An 18,942-nucleotide genomic window follows, 5' to 3' on the forward strand; every position below is an offset into this window, starting at 1 on the left:
TCGTGCGCGCAGGGAAAAGCATCGCCCGCAAGCGGGCTCCTACGCATGCCGGCGACGAAGTTGCGTGTACGCCACGCCCATCCCGATCACCGCGGCGAACGCCACGTAATGCGCCGGCGCCAGCACGCCGAACTGCTTCACCAGCAGGCCGATCAGCGGCGGCGTGATGCCGCCGAACACTGCGTAGGCGATGTTGTACGAGAACGACAATCCGGAGAAGCGCACCGCGGGCGGGAACGCCACCACCATCAGCGCCGGGACCACGCCGACCACGCCGACGGCCAGCCCGGCGAGCGCGTACAGCACGAGGAAATGCGCCGCCCCGAAGCGCAGATCCAGATACAGCGCGTAGCTGCACACCACCAGGCCGGCCGCGCCGAACAGCAGCGCGCGCGCAAACCCGATTCGATCCGCCAGGACGCCATAGCCCAGACAGCCCAACGCCAGCGCGACGGAGGCCACGGTGTTGCCGAGGAACGCCCGCGCCGGCGCCACATGGAACACCGACTGCACCAGCGACGGCGTCATCAGGACGATCACCAGGATCGCCGCGGTGAGCATCCAGGTCACCAGCATCGACAGCAGCACACTGGGAAAATGCTGCTCGAATACTTGCCGCAGCGGCAGGCCGCTGGCCAGCTCTCGCCGGGCGTGCATCGCCTCGAATACCGGCGTCTCGCTGAGCCAGCGCCGCAGCCACACCGCTAAGAAACCGAACACGCCGCCGACCAGGAACGGCACGCGCCAGCCCCAATCGAGCACGGTCGCCGGGCTCATCCGGCTGTTGATCGCCGCCGCCGCCAGCGAGCCGATCACGATGCCCACGGTCAGCCCCGAAGTGAGGCTGGCGCAGGCAAATCCCACCCGTCGCGCCGGCACGTGCTCGGCCACGAACACCCACGCGCCGGGTACTTCGCCTCCCACCGCGATGCCCTGCACCACCCGCAGCGACAGCAAGGCCAGCGGCGCCAGCATGCCGACCTGCGCGTATACCGGCAGCAGGCCGATACCCAGCGTGGGCACCGCCATCAGGAACACGCTGAGCGTGAACATCCGCTTGCGCCCCAGCTTGTCGCCATAGTGGGCCATCACGATGCCGCCCAGCGGCCGCGCGAGGTAGCCCGCCGCGAAGATGCCGAACACCTGCAGCTGCGCCAGCCACGGCGCGGTGTCGTGCGGGAAGAACAGCTGGCTCAGCGGGATCGCGAAAAACACGAACACCACGAAGTCGTAGAACTCCAGCGCGCCGCCCAGGGCCGCCAGGGTCAGCGTGCGGATGTCGCGGCGACCGAGAGTCCGGTCATCCGTGATGTCACGCTGCAACACGAGGCCATGTTCGATCATCGTCAGTTTTCCGGGAGCCGCCGTGGCCGCCGCGGAAACATAACCCAAAAACCGGTCCGCCCGATCGACCTGGGTGCTCGGGCTGCGAGCCGTTTTCCGATGGGTCTCCGGCGCGACTGGCCGGGGATTTCAAGCCCGGTCGACCGGCTGGAGCAACCGGCGGGGGCGACTCCGCCTGAGCGACAAGGCGTGCGACCGGCCCGGTCGCGCGCCGCGTCTCACGCCCGGGCAAACGGAAACGCCAACACGTCGGCGATCGCGTCGGTATCGGCCAGGCACATCAACAGACGCTCCACGCCCAGCGCCACGCCGGCGCAAGCAGGCATGGCATCGAGCACGTCCAGCAGGTTCTCGTCCAACGGGATCTCGCGCAGGCCGCGCTCGCGGCGTACCGCGTTGTCGCGCTCGAAGCGCCCGCGCTGCTCGGCCGCATCGTTCAACTCGTGGTAGCCGTTGGCCAGCTCGTAACGGCCCAGATACAGCTCGAAGCGCTCGGCCAGCGGCGGTTCGCCGGGGCGAATCTTCGCCAGTGCACACTGGCTGGCCGGATAGTCGTGGATCACCGTGATGCGGTCGCGCGGAAACGCCGGCTGCAGCTTGTGGGTGATCAACAGGTCGAGCCAGTCGTCACGGCCAAGCCCGTCCGGGCCGATGCCGAACGCGGTCAGCGGCGCACGCAGTTCGTCCACCGGCGCATGCAACGGGTCAATGCCCAGCCCGTCCAGGAACAGCTGCCGGTACGTGGTCACCCGCACCTCGGCGCGCCGCCCCACCAGCCCCAGCGCAGCCTCCACCAGCACGATGGTTTCCTGCATCAGCCGGCGATGGTCCCAACCGACCCGGTACCACTCCAGCATGGTGAACTCGGGGTTGTGACGCCCGCCCGCCTCGCCGTTGCGAAACACCCGGCCCAGCTCGTAGCAGTCGCCGACACCCGCCGCGAGCAGCCGCTTCAGCGGGTACTCCGGCGAGGTGCGCAACCAGCGCTCGCGCGCACCGGCATCGACATGGCCGCTGAAGGTCGTGCTGAAACCCTGCATGTTCGGATCGGTATTGCCGGCTGCCGACAGCACCGGGGTTTCCACCTCCAGCACGTCGCGCGTGGCGAAATACGCGCGGATCAGGGCGTACAGCCGTGCACGCAAGCGCAGGGCGTCAGGCAGGGCGAGACTCATCAACCCGCCCCGTGCTCGTCGAGCAAGGCCAGCAACTGCGCCTCGTCCCAGACCGGCACGCCAAGCTCCTGCGCCTTGTCCAGTTTCGAGCCGGCTTCAACGCCTGCCACCACCACGCTGGTCTTTTTCGAGACCGATCCGGAGACCTTGGCGCCCAGCGCCTCCAGCCGATCCTTTGCCTCGTCGCGGCTGAGCGAGGCCAGCGTGCCGGTGAGCACGAAGGTCTGCCCGTCCAGCGGCGCCGTGGCCACGGCCGCGCCGGCGGGAATCGCATCGAGCAGGCGGTGCATCGCTGCCTCGGCATCGCGCAACGCAGCCTGTGCAGCGGGATCGGCCAGGAAGGCTTCCAACGCCGCCGCCGCGGCCTGCGGCACGCCAGCGGTGATCCAGTGCGCCGCGCCCGCGGCGAGCAGGCGATCGAGCGTGGGGAAATGCTGCGCCAGCAGCTTGCTGCTCTTGGGACCGAGCTTGTTGATCCCGGCCATGTCCAGCAGCACGCCCAGATTCAGCCGCTCGCGCAGCTGCGGCGAAGGCGCGCTCTCGTCACTGAACACGATGCCGGCCTCGAGCAGCGCATCGACCACCTGCTGGTTGCCCGCCTGCGCGAAGAAGCCGGCGATCGAGGTGGCCACTTCGGCGCCAACGTCAGGCAGCACGCGCAGTACCGGCGCCGGCATGGCGCGCACGACATCGAGCCGGCCCAGCCACGCGGCCAGCGTCTTGGCCGTGCTCTCGCCGATATGCATGATGCCCAGCGCGAACAGGAAGCGCGCCAGCGTGGTGTGCTTGCTGGCCTCGATGCCGGCGACCAGGTTCTCGGCCCACTTGGTCGCCACCTTGCCGGCCTTGACCGTTTCGGGCGTGGTGCCATCCCGTTCGTCGATCGCCTGCTTCATCGCCACGAAGCTGTCGACGGTGAGCGCGTACAGATCGGCTGGCGAGTGCACGATGTCGAACTCCACCAGCGCCTCGGCGAAGCGCTCACCCAGGCCTTCGATGTCCATGGCACGACGCGACGCGAAGTGGATCAGTGCCTCCTTGCGCTGTGCCGCGCAGATCAGTCCGCCGGAGCAGCGCCAGGCGGCGGCGCCCTCTTCGCGGATCAGCGCCGAACCGCACACCGGGCATTGCGCGGGCATCGTCCACGGCACCGTGCCGGGCGGGCGCTGGCCCTCGACCACGCGCACCACTTCCGGAATCACGTCGCCGGCACGGCGCACGATCACCGTGTCGCCGATGCGCGCATCCAGCCGCGCGACCTGGTCGGCGTTGTGCAGCGTGGCGTAGGTGACGGTGACGCCGGCCACTTGTACCGGCTCCATCCGCGCGCGCGGCGTGGCGGCGCCGGTGCGGCCGATCTGCACCTCGATGTCTAGCAGGCGGGTGGTTTGCTCCTGCGCGGGAAACTTGTGCGCGATCGCCCAGCGCGGCGCGCGCGAGACGAAACCCATCTCGCGCTGGCCTTCGTAATCGTCCAGCTTGTAGACCACGCCGTCGATGTCGTAAGGCAGGCTGTCGCGCCTGGCGCCGATGCGCCGGAAATAGGCGATCAGGCCATCGAAGCCACGTGCGATGTCCACTTCCGGCGACACCGGGAACCCCCACTCGCGCAGCTGCCGCAGCGTGGCCGAATGGGTCGGCGGCAGCTCGCCGCCCTCGACCACGCCGATCGCGTAGGCGAAGAAACTGAGCCGCCGCTTCGCGGTAATCGCCGGGTCGAGCTGGCGCAGCGAGCCGGCAGCGCCGTTGCGCGGATTGGCCAGCGGCTTCTCGTCGTGGGCGCGGGCGTATGCGTTGAACGCCTCGAAATCCTTGCGCAGCATGATCACCTCGCCGCGTACTTCGAGCACCTCGGGCCAGTCCTTGCCGCGCAGCTTCAACGGGATCGCCCGCACCGTGCGCAGGTTGGCGGTGACGTCCTCGCCCGTTTCGCCGTCGCCGCGGGTGGCACCCTGCACGAACACGCCATGCTCGTAGCGCAGGCTGATCGCCAGGCCATCGAGCTTGGGTTCGACCGAGAAAACTGGTTCAGTCCGTTTTGTCGTCTGCTCGATGCGCCGCTCGAACTCGGCCACCTCGTGGAAGCGTTCGCGATCGGTCTCGCCGTCCTGCTCGAAGGCATTGCCGAGCGACAGCATCGGGATCGCGTGGCGCACCTCGGCAAAGCCGCCGTGCGCGCGTGCGCCGACCTTGCGCGTCGGTGAATCGGGTGAGGCCAGCGCCGGGTGTGCGGCTTCCAGCGCTTCCAGTTCGCGCATCAGGCGGTCGTACGCGGCATCGGTGATGTCCGCGTCGTCGAGCACGTGGTAGCGGTAATTGGCCTGCTCGATCTGCGCGCGCAGTGCGGCGGCGCGGGCCAGGATGTCGGCGGGAACGGCGGTTGCGGCCATGCGGGTCTCCTTCTCCGCGCAGTTTAGCGACCCGCCGGTGCGCCCGCCGCGCGCGCGGCGCTCAGCGGTGCAGGTGGCCGGCGGCCTCGGGCTGGTAGGTGATCTCCAGCACTTTCAGGCGGCGCTTGCGCCCGTCGGGCATCGGCCAGTCGATCTGCTGGCCGCGCGCCAGGCCCAGCAGCGCACTGCCCACGGGGGCGAGGATCGAGACCGTACCGGGCGCACCGGCGCCGGCCGGGTAGACCAGGGTGAGGGTCAGCTTTTCGCCGTCGGACTCATCTTCGAAGACCACGGTGGAGTTCATCGTCACGATGTGCGGCGGCATGTCCGCCGGCTCGACCACGTCGGCGCGATCCAGCTCGGCGCGCAGCGCCTGCAGCTTGTCGGCCTCGGCTGCCGGCAGCCGCTCCAGCAGGGCTTCGATGCGATCCAGGTCGATGCGCGACACGGTGATTGCTGAATGACTCATGGTGATTCCTGGTTCCCGCGGCTCCAGCCGCACAAAAACACGCGCCAGAACATGGTGTCCCGGCGCGTGAGGTCGGTTATCCGCTGCCGCGCCTGGCACATCACCGGCGGCAGGTGCATCAGACGTGACTGTGCAAAATCCCGGCGCCAAATGCAAGCTGTCACAACAGTTATCATGCCCGACATGGCCAGCCCAGCCGCCGCGGACGCCCCTTCAGCAACGGTTTCGGCCGCCTTGCCCGAGCCGTCCACGCGCGAGCGCTTCCGCGGCCTGCTGTGGCTGGTCGCGGCGGCCTTCTTCATGCAGGCGCTGGATTCCACCGTGGTCAACACCGCGGTGCCGATGATGGCCGTGGCGCTGGAGGTGACCCCGCTGGGCATGCGCACGGCGCTGACCAGCTACGTCCTGACCCTGGCGATCCTGATCCCGGCCAGTCCGTGGCTGTGCGACCGGCTGGGCACGCGGCGGGTGTTCGGCGCCGCGATCGTGGTGTTCGGGCTGGGTTCGCTGCTGTGCGGGCTGGCGCAGACGCTGCCGCAACTGGTCGCCGCGCGCGTGCTGCAGGGCATCGGTGGCGCCTCGCTGATGCCGGTCGGGCGCTACGTGCTGGTGCGCAGCATCGACAGGCGCGAGTTCGTGCGCGCGATGAGCACGGTGGCCACCTTCGGCCTGCTGGGTTCAGTACTCGGCCCCCTGCTCGGCGGCGCGCTGGTGGAGTTCACCTCGTGGCGGCTGATCTTCCTGATCAACGTGCCGGTGGCGATCGCCGGGGTGTGGATGAACCGGCGCGACATGCCGGACTACCGGCTGGAGCGCGCACACCGTTTCGACCTGTTCGGCTTCGGGCTTTTCGCCGCCGCCTCGGCCCTGCTGCTGATCGCCTCGGAGCTGGCCGGCGCCACGCCCGTGCCGTGGATGCGCATCGGCCAATGCAGTCTGGCGGCGGTGCTGCTGGGCCTGGCCTATGTGTGGCACAGCCGACGCACCGCCTTTCCGGTCGCCGACCTGACCCTGCTCAAGGTGCGCAGCGTGTGGGTGGCGCTGGCCGGCGGCCTGTTCACCCGGCTCGGCATCTCCGGCATGTTCCTGTTGCTGGTGCTGTTCCTGCAGGTCGGTTGCGGCTGGTCGCCGCTGATGGCCGGCCTGATGATGGTGCCGCAGGCATTGGGTTCGATCTGCGCCAAATGGGCGATCAATCGCGTGCTGGTGCACCTGGGTTACCGCCGCCTGCTGCTGGGCAACACCTTGATCGTGGCCGTGCTGCTGGCGGCGTTTGCCCTGCTCGGACCGGCCACGCCGGTGTGGGCCATCGCGACGTTGACGTTCTGCTACGGCGGCTTCGCCGGGCTGCAGTACACCGCGATGAACACGCTGATCTATCACGACCTGGACATCGCGCACGCCTCGATGGCTTCGTCGATGGCCTCGACCGTGCAATACCTCGCGATGAGCTTCGGCATCGCGCTGTCTACGCTGCTGATGCAGGCGCTGCTGCAGGGGCATGAGCGCGCGGATTACGTCGAGGCGTTCCGCTGGACGGTGCTGCTGCTGGCGCTGGTCACGGCGGCGGCCAGCCGCGTGTTCGGCCGGCTGCGGCACGATCGCCCGCTGTCGCGAGCCGGCGCAGCGGCAGGTTGAACCGCGGCAAGGCGCCGCCCGGCGAGAGGCTGCGTGTAGCATGCAGTCTTTGCCGCAAGCTCGGGCACGTATTGCATGCACCACGCCAGCGAAATCCTGTTCACCCTGTTTGTCGTGTTCGTCGCCGCCCAGATCGGCAGCGAGATCGCGCAACGACTGAAGCTGCCCGGCGTGGTCGGCGAGATCGCCGCCGGTTGCGCGATCGGCCCTTCCCTGCTCGGCTGGATCAGCCCGGGGCAGATCGCCACCGGCACCCCGCTCGACGTGCTGGCGGAGATCGGCGTGATCCTGCTGCTGTTCGCGGTGGGCCTGGAAACCCGGCTGGAAGACATGAAGAAGGTCGGTGCGGTGGCGTTCGCGGTCGGCGTGGTCGGCGTGCTGGTGCCGTTCGGCATGGGCAGCGTGTGGGCCCACGGCAACGGCTTCGACTGGGACCGTTCACTGTTCGTCGCGGCGGCCTTCGTGGCCACCTCGGCCGGCATCACCGCGCGCGTGCTGCAGGAGCTGGGCGTACTGCAGCGGATCGAGAGCAAGGTGATCCTGGGTGCGGCGGTGATCGATGACATCCTGGCCATGCTGCTGCTCGGCGTCGTGATTTCACTGCAGGGTGGCGGCAGCGTCGATGCCTCGCACCTGCTGGTGGTACTCGCCGGTGCGGCGGGCTTCATCGCGGTGATTGGCTGGGGCGGCGCGCGGGTGATGCGCTGGAACTCCGCCTGGCTGGACAAGCCGCTGGGCCCGCATTCGCCGCTGATGATCGTGCTGGCGCTGTGCCTGGGGCTGGCCTGGCTGTCCACCCGCTTCGGCCTGGCCGCGATCATCGGCGCGTTCTTGGCCGGCATGATCGCCTCGGAAACGCGCCAGCAGCACACCCTGGAAAAGCAGACGGCCCCGCTGCTCGCCCTGCTTACCCCGTTCTTCTTCGTGGTCACCGGCAGCAAGGTCGACCTGCACGAACTGGCCAGCGCCGAGGCGCTGTGGATGCTGGCGGTGGTCACCGCGATCGCGGTGGTATCCAAGCTGGCCGGCGGCTGGCTCGGTTCGCTCACGCTGGGCACGCGCAGCGCCACCATCATCGGCTTCGGCATGGTGCCGCGCGGCGAGGTGGGCATCGTGGTCGCCACCCTGGGGCTGGCCGCCGGCGTGTTCGACAACCGCATCTACGCGATCATCGTGGCGATGTCGCTGCTCACCGCCATGGTCACGCCGCCGATCCTGGCCTGGCTGCTCAAGCGCGGCGATCAGGCCGCCGGCACCACGGAGTTGCCCGAAGCACCGAACTGACCGCTGCCGCTTGCGGCAGCGACGAAACGACAACGGGCCGACGCAAGCCGGCCCGTTGGAGTGCCGCCGTGGCCCGCTGCCCCTGCGCAGAGGGCGGGCCGGGCATCGCGGCGGGATCACTTGGCGAACAGGTGCTCCACGCCGGCGCGCTCCTCGCGCAGTTCCTTGTCGGTGGCGTCCATGCGTGAACGCGAGAAGGCGCCGATCTCCAGGCCCTGCACGATCTCGTACTTGCCGTTCTTCACGGTCACCGGGTAGCCGTAGATCACGCCCGGCGCGATGCCGTAGGAGCCATCGGCAGGAATGCCCATCGAGGCCCAGTCGCCCTCGGCCGTGCCCTGCGCCCAGGTGCGCATGTGGTCGATCGCCGCCGAGGCAGCCGAGGCGGCCGACGAGGCGCCGCGTGCCTTGATGATGGCCGCGCCGCGCTGCTGCACGGTGGGAATGAACTCGTTCTCGTACCAGGCCCGGTCGACCAGGCTCAGCGCCGGCTTGCCGTCGACGGTGGCGTGGTGCAGGTCGGGATACTGGGTGGAGCTGTGGTTGCCCCAGATCGTCATCTTCTTCACGTCGGTGTTGTGCTTGCCGGTCTTCTCGGCCAGCTGGCTCTTGGCGCGGTTGTGGTCGAGGCGAACCATCGCGGTGAAGCACTTCGGATCCAGGTCCGGCGCGTTCTGCTGGGCGATCAGGGCATTGGTGTTGGCCGGGTTGCCGACCACCAGCACCCTCACGTCACGCCTGGCATGCGCGTTCAGGGCCTTGCCCTGCGGTGCGAAGATCGCGCCGTTGGCTTCCAGCAGATCCTTGCGCTCCATGCCCGGGCCGCGCGGGCGCGCGCCGACCAGCAAGGCGTAATCCACATCCTTGAACGCGACATTGGCGTCATCGGTGGCGACCACGCCGGCCAGCGTCGGGAACGCGCAATCGTTGAGTTCCATCACCACGCCCTGCAGCGCCGGCAGGGCCGGGGTGATCTCCAGCAGATGCAGGATCACCGGCTGGTCGGGGCCGAGCATGTCGCCGGCGGCGATGCGGAACAGCAAGGCATAGCCGATCTGGCCGGCAGCACCGGTAACGGCAACTCGAACGGGGGCTTTCATGGACGATGACTCCTTCTGGGGGTGTTCATTCTCGTGCAGGAGCGCACCCTGCGCGCGATGTTCCTGTCGCGAAAGGCATCGCGCACAGGCTGCGCTCCTGCAGGCACTGATTCACGTCAGTTCGGCGAAAAATTCGGCGATACGGTCCAGGCCGGGTTGCAACTGGGCCTGCGGGCAGGTGTAGGAAATGCGCATCGCACGCGGCTCGCCGAAGGCCGAGCCGGGCACGCAGGCCACGCCCTTGGCTTCCAGCAGCGCGGCGCAGAACTCCACGTCATTGTCGATCTTCATGCTGCCGTGGCGCTTGCCGAATGCCGCCGAGATGTCCGGGAACGCGTAGAACGCGCCCTGCGGCCGCGGGCAGGCCACGCCGGGAATCGCCGTGAGCGCGGCAAACACCGTGTCGCGCCGGCCGGCGAACTCCCTGCACTTGGCCTGCGGCACGTCCTGCGGGCCGGACAAGGCTGCGACGGCCGCGGCGGTGATCACTTCCGGCAGGCTGGTGATGTGGTTGGAATTGAGCGTGGTGACCGCCTTGGCCACCACTTCGGGGCCAGCCAGCAGGCCCACGCGCCAGCCCGGCATGCCGTAGGTCTTGGAGACCGAATCGACGAAGATCACCCGCTCGCGCAGCTCCGGCCTGGCGAACACGAAGTTGTGGTATCCCAGCCCGTCGAACACCATCGCGTTGTAGATGTCGTCGGTGATGACCCAGGTATCCGGGTGCCGGGCGATCACCTCGGCCAGTGCGGCGATTTCCGCGCCGGTGTAGACCATGCCGGTGGGGTTGGACGGGTTGTTGAACAGAAACACCTTCGGCTTGCGCGCCAGCGCGGCGTCGAGCTGGGCCGGGGTGAGCTTGTAGTTCTGCTCCGCCCCGCACGGCATCACGTGGATCTTCGCGCCCACGATGTCGGCGATGTCGCGGTAGGTGGTCCAGTACGGCGCGGCGAAGCAGATCTCCTCGCCTTCGTCCAGCAACGCCTCGGCCAGGTTGTACAGCACCTGCTTGGCGCCGATGCCGATCGACAGGTTCGTGCGCGTGTAGCCGCTGAAGCCGAGCGCCTCGATGTGCCTGAGGAATGCGTCCAGCAGCGCGTCGGCGCCCCGGTTGCTGCCGTACTGGCCGGAGTCGTGCGAGAGCGACTCGCGCGCGGCGGCGTAGACATGCTCGCCGGGCAGGAAGTTCGGCACGCCGATGGAGAAGCTGATGATGTCGCGGCCGGCAGCCCTGAGCTGTCTGGCCTTCTCGGCGATGAGCATGATCGCGCTGGGTTTGGCGCGGCCGACACGCTTGGCGAGCTGGGGCATTGCTGTCTCACGCAGTGAGGAAACAAAGGCCGCAATTTTACCACGCCGCCCGCCCCGGGCGCTCGTCTGCCATGCGCTTGCGCCACCGCCGTCCAATCGGGGCATCATGGATGCGCCCGCGCACCGGGCTTCGCAGTCAACCCGCTACAAGGAGAACCGCATGCATTGGCTCTGGGTTTTCGTGATCGGACTGGTCGTGGGCGTGGTGGCCAAGCTGTTGACGCCGGGCAAGGACCCGGGCGGCTTCATCATCACCGCCATCATCGGCATCGTCGGCTCGCTGCTGGCGACCTGGGTCGGCCAGCACTTGTTCGGCTGGTACCAGGAGGGGCAATCGGCCGGCTTCATCGCCTCGGTGGTCGGCGCCATCGTGTTGTTGCTGCTCTACCACCTGCTCAAGCGCAAGTCGACCTGACCGGCCTCCCGGCGGGGCGATCACCCCCGCCGGGACGCTCCGCAGCCTCAGCCCAGCAGCTTGCCCGCCAGCCCTTCAAGCATGCCGAGGTTGAAGCCGCCGCCCTGCCCGTCTGCCGGCACCTGGCCATCCGGTGTGAGGTGGTCGACCGCCTGCGGCAAGACCTGCGAAAGTCCGTTGAGCACCACGGCGGGATCGACGCCGAGCTTGCTGGCCGCCTCCTGCACCAGCGAGCCCATGCCGCCATGCTGCAGCGCCTGGCCGAGTTGATCGCCCGATACCGGCTGGTTCGCCCCGTTGCTCACCCACGACTGCACTGCGCCACCCAGCCCGTGCTGCTGCAGCATGCTGATCAGGCCCTGCACGCCGCCAGCCCGCTGCAACAGGTCGCTGGCCACCGAAATCATCGAGCCGGCACCGCCGGCCTGCTGTCCCTGACCGCCAAGCAAATCATTGAGGAATGACATGGTCGCTCTCCTTGATGAATGAACACGCGTGTAGCCCGCCGATCATAGGCCGGTGAAAGTAGTGGAGCCATGACTCATTCGCCCAAAAAAATCGCCGGCTCCGGCCGGCGATTTCCTGCGTATCCGGCGGCAAGCTCAGCCGCGCTGATCCAGCACCTCGTTCCATTCCTTGACGCGGTCGACCTGCGCCGCCAGCAAGGCGTCGACGTCGCCCTCCACGGTGACCTTCTCGATCGTGTCACCCTGCTGGATCGCGTTGACCACGTCCATGTCGGACGCGTCCAGCACTTCGCCGAACACGCTGTGCTTGCCGTCCAGCCACGGCGTCGGGCCGTGGGTGATGAAGAACTGGCTGCCGTTGGTGCGCGGACCGGCATTGGCCATCGACAGCACACCCGGCTTGTCGTGACGCAGCGACGGATTGAACTCGTCCTCGAACTTGTAGCCCGGACCACCGCGGCCACTGCCCTCGGGGCACCCGCCCTGGATCATGAAATCGGCGATCACGCGATGGAACGACAGGCCGTCGTAGTAGCCGCGGCGCGCCAGGTTGACGAAGCTGGCGACCGTCACCGGTGCCTTGTCCTCGTGCAGGCGCAGGTGGATCGGGCCGCGGTTGGTGGTGAAGGTGACGTTGATGGTCATGGCGATCCTTGAGGCTGGGGCGAAAGACCGAAAGGATAACCCAGCCGCCGGCTGCAGCCGTGAACGGATGATCCTCAGTGCGCCGCCGCCGGCTTTGGCGCCGCCTGCAGCAACTGGTGCAGTTTGAGGTAGACCGCGTTGGTCCAGCCGAAGCCGATCACGTTGGTGGTGTAGCCGGCGGTGATCTTCACCTCCGCGTTGCCCAGCGCCATGTTGTATTTCTCGCGGATGGTGCCGTCGTGGGCGAAGCCGGTATCCACCGTGGCCGTGAACTTGCGCGCCAGGCGGCGGGCGTCGTCATGGAAACCGTAGGCGTCCAGGCCCGAGATCGCCAGCCAGTTGGTGGGCGCCCAGCCGAACGGCTCGTCCCATTGCGCGCCGCTGCCCAGGTCGTCCATCGACAGGCCGCCCTTGCGCTCGAACACGGCCAGGTGCTTCTGCAGCGCGGCCGCCTGCGCCTTGCTGGCCAGCCCGGCCCACAGCGGCCAGTAGGTGGTGACATAGGGCTGCGTCGATGCCTTGCTGGTGGTGAAGTCGTAGTCCATGAACATGCCGCGTTCCGGCTGCCACAGGTACTTGTCCATCGCCACCTTGCGCCTCGCGGCGGCGTCCGCCCATTGCCTGGCCTCGGCCACCTTGCCCAGTTGCAGGGCGAAGTCGTGCAGGTCGCGCTCGTAGCGATACAGCAGGCTGTTGAGGCCCACGCCGGCGTAGTGATGGGTGGTTCCGCCGTACGGACCGAAGTGGAAATTGGTGTCGAAGCCGGACTCGCGCATGGCGCGATCACCCAGGTAGTAGTCGGCGCTCAGGCGATGGCCCTGCGACCAGGCGCCGGCGCAGACATGGGACGCCTCGATGTCGCAACTGGTGGATTTCAGGCGCGCTGTCTCGGCGGCGTCGGGATGCTCGGCGGCCTTGACCAGGTAGCCGGGGTCGTCCTTCGGATGCGCCAGCACCCAGTCGATCACGCCGCGGTAGTAGGCGCTGCCGTGCATCTCCGGCACCGGGCCGGCGCCGAGGTCGAAGTAGCGTGCCAGGCCGGTGTCGCCGGCACGATGCTCGGGTCGGGTCCAGATGCGGTAGTTGGCCACCGCCAGCGGATAGGCGTGGACCAGCCATGCATGCCGCTCGGCCTCGCCCTTGAAGGCGCCGGGCGCGGCCAGCACGTCGCCGATCATTCGCGACAGGAACGGCGGCTGCGAACGAGTCAGGTAATAGGTGCGGTTGGCGTTGAGCACGCCGCCGTAGTGCTCGACCTCGAACAGCATGTTGTCGGTCATGTCGCGAGCCAGCTCGACGCGCCCGTCCGCCAGCAAGCCGAGCTGGATGAAGTAGCTGTCCCAGCCGTACATCTCGTTGAACTGCCCGCCCGGCACCACGTAGGGCCTGGGCAGGTAGAGCAGGCCTTCCGCCGGCAGCGCGGACGGCATCAGGTCGCCGAGCTTTTCGATGCGCCGAGGCAGCGTGTGCACGTCGATCTTGCAACGCTGTCTGATGTCGGCCATCGCTGCGGGCGCAGGGAAGCCGGCCGGCAGGTAGAGCACCGGGCGCGCATCCATTTTCGGATCGTGCAGGGCCGAGCAATCGTCCAGCGAGCGCGTCAGCGTGTCCCAGGCCTTGTGGATGTATGCCTGCGTCTGCGCCGGGTCGGGCGTGGCGGCACCGGCCGCGGTAGCGAAGGCCAGCGCCATGGCGGCGAACAGGGAGACGACTTTCATGGGCGGGCTTCCTCCTGCAATGGATCAGGGTGGCGCATGCCAGCTGCACGCAACGGCTGGCGGCTGAGCACCACCTTGCCGTCGGCGTCGCGACTGACGCGGATGTCGTAGCGGCGCCCGCGGAACTTCACGTCCTTGAGCGTCAAGGCGTTCCAGCCTGGCGGCAACACCGGGGCGTACTTCGCGCTCAGCCCGTCGTCGTCGATGCGCAGTCCGGTGAGACCGTACAGCATGCTTTGCACGAAGCCGGCCGAGGTGGCCAGGATGTAGCCGGCGTTGTTGGCCGCGGTCTCGGTGCGCACGTTGAACGGGGGTTTGAGGAAACCGACCAGGTTGCGATCGATCCATTCGCCGGCCGCCTTGCCGTCGCCCAGCTCTGCGGCACCGACGGCGAGCATCACCATCATCATCTCGTTGGGGTCGTCGCCGTGGCTCTTCAGCGCCTGCAGCTGGAAGTCGAAGTCGTTGCGGCGCACCTGCGGCGACATCGGCAAGTCCAGGTTCGGATACATCAGCCAGGCCAGCGAGGAGCCCATCCAGGTGATCTTGTCGTGCGGCACCGACTTGTCGAAATCCAGATGGCGCTGTTCATCCTCGTCGAACGGGATGTACATCTTCGCGGCGATCTCGCTCCAGCGCGGGTCCGCCTTGGCGCCCACCACGCGCGCTGCCTTCACCGCGATCTCGAGCGCCTTGCGGGCGACGGCATTGGTGAAGGAGTCGTTCGGCACGTCGTTGTAGGCCTCGTCGGGCGACGTGACGTGGTGGATCTCGTAGCGGTCGTGCGACTTGTCGTAGGTGACGCGGCTGGTCCAGAACGTGGCAATGCCCTCCAGCACGGGCCACGCATGCGTTTTCAACCATGCCTTGTCACCCGTCGCCAGGTAGTACTGCCATTGCGCGATGGCGATGTCGGCGTTGACGTGGACCTCGCGGTAGACCTCCCAGGCGAAGTGCGGGGTGACGTCCACGCCGGTCTGCGGATCGGCTTCCCACGGGTACATGGTGCCTTGCACGCCGTACTGGCGGGCACGCGCCCGCGCGGGTCCGGTGGTGCGGTCGCGGAACATCACGATGGGTCTGGCGCGCTCCGGGTGCAACAGCAGCAGCGCCGGGAACACCCACGAGTCGCTGTCCCAGAACGCATGGCCCGCGTAATTGGGCGTCAGCGCGCAGGCACCCATCGGCCAGGCGGTGCCGACGGTGGTGTTGGACAACAGGTAGTAGAGGTCCGAGTGCACCGCCTTCTGCACGGCCGGTTTGCCGTCGATCACGATGTCCGATTGCCACAGCTTGTGCCAGGCCGCCCGGTGATCGGCGAGCAGGCGGTCGAAGCCGGCCTTGCGCGCGGCGCTGGCCAGGGCGAGCACGTCCCCGTCGTCGCCCCAGCCGTCGCGCGAGAGCGCCACGTACTTGGTGAAGACGTAGCGCTGGCCCTTGTGCACGGTGGCCGTGATCTCCAGCGACAACTTCGTTGGCGTCCGTTCGAGCTTCACCGTGTCGGGCGAGAGACCCGCCGGCAGGCCGATCGCCGCCGCCTCGGCCATGCCCGGGCCGTGTTGCGCCATGCCCTTCAGTTGCAGAGTCAACGCCCTGTCGTCGCCGCGCGTGGAAAGCACCCTGGTGTAGCCCGGATACCACACCGGCGCACGGTCGGGCGTGGGTACCGGCTTGTTGTCCAGGCTCTGCCCGCTGGCGATCACCGCGGCGATCATTTCCTCGCCGCCCATGCTGGCGATCGGGAAGCGCGGCTGGTGCTCGGACCACAACCGGATCGGAAAACTCAGCTGCACCTGGCCGTCGAACTGCGGCGTGATCGCCATGCGGATAGCCGCGAGGTGCGGCGAGGCCTGGCTGACGAAGCTGGTGACCTCGATGTCGCTGGCCTTGTTGGCGTAAGCGAAGCGGTAGCGCGTGGTCAGCGTGGCGTCGTGCATGTCCAGCGTCTGTGCGTAGCGCTGGAAGATGCCCGCATCCAGTCGCGTGCGGTTGAGCCAGCCACCGCCGGGGTTGTAGTCGATTTCGCTCCAGCCGGGAATCGCCGCGGGACGCGAGATGTCGCCCGGCTTGTAATCCATGAAGGCGACCATGTACGACGCGTTCGGCTCGGTGCCGCGCGGCGAGGTCATGGTGGAGAAGTAGCCGTTGGCGAGGTAACCAGGGAAGTAGCTGGCGAAATCCTTCGCCGTGGCGGTGAACAGGAAGCTCGGATCGGTGGCGGCCGATGCCGGCGCAGCGAGCAAGGTGATGGCGAGCAGGAACGCCGCGAGTCCGGCGGAAAAACGCTTCATGGGGCATGCCTCTTTGTTGCCCGGCTTCCGGAAGGCTGCGTACCCCCGGGGTCATTCCCGCTTTCGCGGGAATGACCCCGGGAAAATGGGTGGCACTCCCGCACCCGTGGAAGCGCCACCTGCGCAGGTCAGAACATGTACTTGACCTCCATGTTGACTTCACGCCCCTCCAGCGGACGGGCCAGGATCACGCCGGTGGTTCCGGCCGCCGAACCGAAGATGCGCGAGTTGCTCTCGGTCAGCCCCAGCTCGTTGGTCATGTTGGTGCCCTGCACGCGCACCTGCCAGTTCTGCTGCAGGTTGGCGACCACGCCGAAATCCCAGGTGTGGTAGCTGCCCAGCTGCTGCAGGCCGGAAATGTCCTGCGTGTGCGGGCCGACGTGGGTATAGGTGACGAAGGCCAGCACGTCGCCCCAGCCGAACGGGATCTTGTAGCTGGGCGTGAACATGTAGCGCACTTTCGGCTGGCGCTGCAGCTGCACGCCGTTGATCAGCGCGCAGCCGTCGCCGGCTACCGGGTTGGTGTACGGCAGGCATGAGCTGTTGTGCGAGTAGTGGCCATCGAGGTAGTCGCCGATCAGCTGGAACTTGAGGTTCTCGGTCGGGCTCCACGCGGTGTTGACGTTGACGCCCTTGGAATCCGAACCGTAGGTGCTCTGCGGGCCGTTCGGCACGCCGCCGGCGTCGGTGGGCTGGTACAGCAGACCGATGAACTGGCGGTGGTACACGCTGATGTCCGCATAGAACTGCTTGGACTGGAACTTGAAGCCGCCCTCGACGTTCTGGATCTTCTGCACCGGCGCGACGTTGTCCGACGCATTGCCGCGGATGCCGTTGTCGAAATCGGGGAAGTGCGCGCCCTTGTTCGCCCGGAAATACACGCTCATGTTGTCGGCCAGCTCGTAGTTCACGCCGAACGTCCACGAGGGATGCGTCTTGTCGTAGCGCGTATGCGAGAAGCTGCCGTTGCATACCGGCACGGCGTTGTCATACTTGGTGTTGGGGTCGCCGTCCAGGTTGACGTTGGTGAGGTTGCACACGTCGTTGGTGGCGTTCTGGTTCTCCACCCGGCCGGACAGGTCGATCAGCCACTTGCCCAGGCGCCAGATGTCGGACAGGTAGAACGCCTTGTTGTTGGCGTTGCCATGCTCGGTGATGTTGAAGCCGCCGTAGTCGAGGAACCCCTGGTTGTCGGTGAGCTGGTTGACGCCGTTGGCATCGACGTAGCTGACCGTGATCGGGCGTGCGTTGGGCGTGTTGGTCATCAGCATCTGGTTGCCCAGTGCCCACTCGTCATCCATGGTGTAGTGCGCCAGGTACAGGCCGGCGGTGAGCGTGTTGCCGTCGAAGATCTCCTTGCTCAGGCGAAAGTCGTTGTTGATGTTCTTCAGGTGCTTGTGGATGAACCACCAGCCCTGGTGGATCACGCTCTGGTTCGGATCGACCGCGCCGCCACCCACGTAGGTGGCGGTGGCCGAACCAGGCGCCAGGTTGAACGCGCCGATCTGGCTCTGGTCGGTGTACAGCATGTCGTTCATGCTGCCCGGGTTGGTGCCGGAAAACAGCGCATTGGTGTCGACGTCGCCGCCGTCGATGAGGAACTTGTTCGACAGCCGCCAGCCGTTGCCCAGGTCGTAGTCGAAGTTGCCGCCGAAGAAGCCGAACTTGGCGCCGCGGCCATTGGCCAGGTCGGCGTTGCGGCCCCCACCGGGATAGCCGCGCAGGAACACGTGCTGGATGGCCTTGCTGTTGTACGTGTCGGTCAGCGGATCGAAGCCCGGATAGGCATGGAAGTTGTCCGTGCCGGTCTGGATCAGCGGAATCGGCGTGATGAACTGGTTCTTGTCGTCGAGGTAGCGCGCGTACAGCGTCATCGTGCCGTTGTCGCTGTCGTGGGTCAGCGTGCCGGTGAGCTGGCCGCCCTTGTCGGCGGGAAACTGCGGATCGCGCACGCCGTCCGAATCGCGGTAGAAGCCGCCCACGCTGCCATACCAGTCCTGCGCGATCGGAAAGCCGAAGAAGCCATCGACGCGCTTGAGGTTCTCGTTGCCCCAGGTCACCCCGACGCTGCCCGAAGGCACCTCGGTGCCCTGCTTGAGGATGAAGTTCTCGCTGGCGCCGATCTGGCCGTCGGCGAATACTACCGAGGGCCCGCCCTGGATGATCTCGACGCGATCGACGGTGTCGTCGAGGCGGAAGATCGAGGTCTGCTCGAAGAACGACAGCGTCGGCATGCCGTACAGCGGCGAGCCCATCAGTTGCACCGTGTTGAAGGGCGCATCGCCGCCGCCGGGGAAGCCGGCGATCTCGATGTTGGCGCCGGTCTGGCCACCGGTGGACTCCGGCCACAGGCCCGGCGCGATCTTCAGCAGATCGGCCGTGCTCTTGGGGTTGGCCATCTTGATCTGCTCGGCGGTTGCCGTGGTGATCGTGTAGCTGGCGTCGATCTTCTTCAGGCCGCCGGTGGCCGCGTTGCCCGTCACCACCACCTGTTCGAGGTTCTTGGTATTGGCGGTACTGGGCTTGGGCGGCGCCTTGCTGGCAGCAGGCGGTGCCGTGATTTGCGCCGAGTCGTCATCCTGTGCCAGCGCGAGTCCGGGCACGAGGCAGGCGGCAATCGCCGCGGACAAGACCAATCGAATGTGTCTGTTCATCAAGTTCTGCTCCCGACGTAAGGCGGTTCGCCGGTATCGGC

Annotated in this window: 14 protein-coding genes; 3 read left to right on the forward strand and 11 right to left on the reverse strand. The window is 67.5% G+C overall.

What is annotated here, in order from left to right; translation table 11 throughout:
- Positions 1 to 39: 39 nt before the first annotated feature.
- From ACVCMC_RS05870 to rnk, 4 genes are all read right to left on the reverse strand, one after another.
- Positions 40 to 1,344 (reverse strand): MFS transporter, encoded by a 1,305-nt coding sequence (locus ACVCMC_RS05870; protein ID WP_447099013.1) that lies wholly within the window; start codon positions 1,342 to 1,344, stop codon positions 40 to 42.
- 218 nt (positions 1,345 to 1,562) lie between these two features.
- Positions 1,563 to 2,519, reverse strand: coding sequence for an EF-P lysine aminoacylase EpmA (gene epmA / locus ACVCMC_RS05875; protein ID WP_447099014.1), 957 nt, complete (start codon positions 2,517 to 2,519; stop codon positions 1,563 to 1,565).
- Complete coding sequence (gene ligA, locus ACVCMC_RS05880; protein WP_447099015.1) at positions 2,519 to 4,909, reverse strand: NAD-dependent DNA ligase LigA; 2,391 nt, start codon at positions 4,907 to 4,909, stop codon at positions 2,519 to 2,521. Before ligA ends, epmA begins: the two co-directional genes overlap by 1 nt.
- 61 nt (positions 4,910 to 4,970) lie before the next feature.
- Positions 4,971 to 5,378, reverse strand: coding sequence for a nucleoside diphosphate kinase regulator (rnk, locus tag ACVCMC_RS05885; RefSeq protein ID WP_395118264.1), 408 nt, complete (start codon positions 5,376 to 5,378; stop codon positions 4,971 to 4,973).
- A gap of 183 nt (positions 5,379 to 5,561) precedes the next feature.
- On the opposite strand from rnk, the gene ACVCMC_RS05890 reads away from it, so the two are divergent.
- Positions 5,562 to 7,016: an MFS transporter gene (locus ACVCMC_RS05890; protein WP_447099016.1), complete on the forward strand. Its 1,455-nt coding sequence runs from the start codon at positions 5,562 to 5,564 to the stop codon at positions 7,014 to 7,016.
- Between the two features lie 75 nt (positions 7,017 to 7,091).
- Positions 7,092 to 8,300: a cation:proton antiporter gene (locus tag ACVCMC_RS05895; RefSeq protein WP_447099017.1), complete on the forward strand. Its 1,209-nt coding sequence runs from the start codon at positions 7,092 to 7,094 to the stop codon at positions 8,298 to 8,300.
- Between the two features lie 116 nt (positions 8,301 to 8,416).
- Here ACVCMC_RS05895 and ACVCMC_RS05900 read toward each other — a convergent pair whose 3' ends face one another.
- Positions 8,417 to 9,400, reverse strand: a complete 984-nt coding sequence (locus ACVCMC_RS05900) for a malate dehydrogenase (RefSeq protein WP_447099018.1) — start codon at positions 9,398 to 9,400, stop codon at positions 8,417 to 8,419.
- Positions 9,401 to 9,511: 111 nt separating this feature from the next.
- A complete protein-coding gene (locus ACVCMC_RS05905) occupies positions 9,512 to 10,711 on the reverse strand; it encodes an aminotransferase class I/II-fold pyridoxal phosphate-dependent enzyme (RefSeq protein WP_447099019.1) in 1,200 nt (399 codons plus the stop codon).
- Between the two features lie 160 nt (positions 10,712 to 10,871).
- Between ACVCMC_RS05905 and ACVCMC_RS05910 the strand changes: the two genes are divergently transcribed.
- On the forward strand, positions 10,872 to 11,126 hold the full coding sequence (locus ACVCMC_RS05910; protein WP_395118254.1) for a GlsB/YeaQ/YmgE family stress response membrane protein: 255 nt from the start codon (positions 10,872 to 10,874) through the stop codon (positions 11,124 to 11,126).
- Positions 11,127 to 11,173: 47 nt separating this feature from the next.
- Here ACVCMC_RS05910 and ACVCMC_RS05915 read toward each other — a convergent pair whose 3' ends face one another.
- From ACVCMC_RS05915 to ACVCMC_RS05935, 5 genes are all read right to left on the reverse strand, one after another.
- Positions 11,174 to 11,593, reverse strand: coding sequence for a YidB family protein (locus ACVCMC_RS05915; RefSeq protein ID WP_447099020.1), 420 nt, complete (start codon positions 11,591 to 11,593; stop codon positions 11,174 to 11,176).
- A 135-nt stretch (positions 11,594 to 11,728) separates the two neighbouring features.
- On the reverse strand, positions 11,729 to 12,238 hold the full coding sequence (locus ACVCMC_RS05920) for a peptidylprolyl isomerase (protein WP_395118250.1): 510 nt from the start codon (positions 12,236 to 12,238) through the stop codon (positions 11,729 to 11,731).
- A 74-nt stretch (positions 12,239 to 12,312) separates the two neighbouring features.
- A complete protein-coding gene (locus ACVCMC_RS05925) occupies positions 12,313 to 13,956 on the reverse strand; it encodes a trehalase family glycosidase (RefSeq protein ID WP_447099021.1) in 1,644 nt (547 codons plus the stop codon).
- Positions 13,953 to 16,247 carry a glycosyl hydrolase family 95 catalytic domain-containing protein gene (locus ACVCMC_RS05930; protein ID WP_447099022.1) on the reverse strand — a complete coding sequence of 765 codons (2,295 nt, stop codon included), beginning with the start codon at positions 16,245 to 16,247 and terminating at the stop codon, positions 13,953 to 13,955. Before ACVCMC_RS05930 ends, ACVCMC_RS05925 begins: the two co-directional genes overlap by 4 nt.
- A 128-nt stretch (positions 16,248 to 16,375) precedes the next feature.
- The gene (locus ACVCMC_RS05935; protein WP_447099023.1) at positions 16,376 to 18,901 is read right to left on the reverse strand and encodes a TonB-dependent receptor; all 2,526 of its coding nucleotides are present in this window, start codon (positions 18,899 to 18,901) and stop codon (positions 16,376 to 16,378) included.
- Between the last annotated feature and the right edge of the window lie 41 nt (positions 18,902 to 18,942).

It is taken from the genome of Rhodanobacter sp. UC4452_H20 (assembly GCF_052978205.1).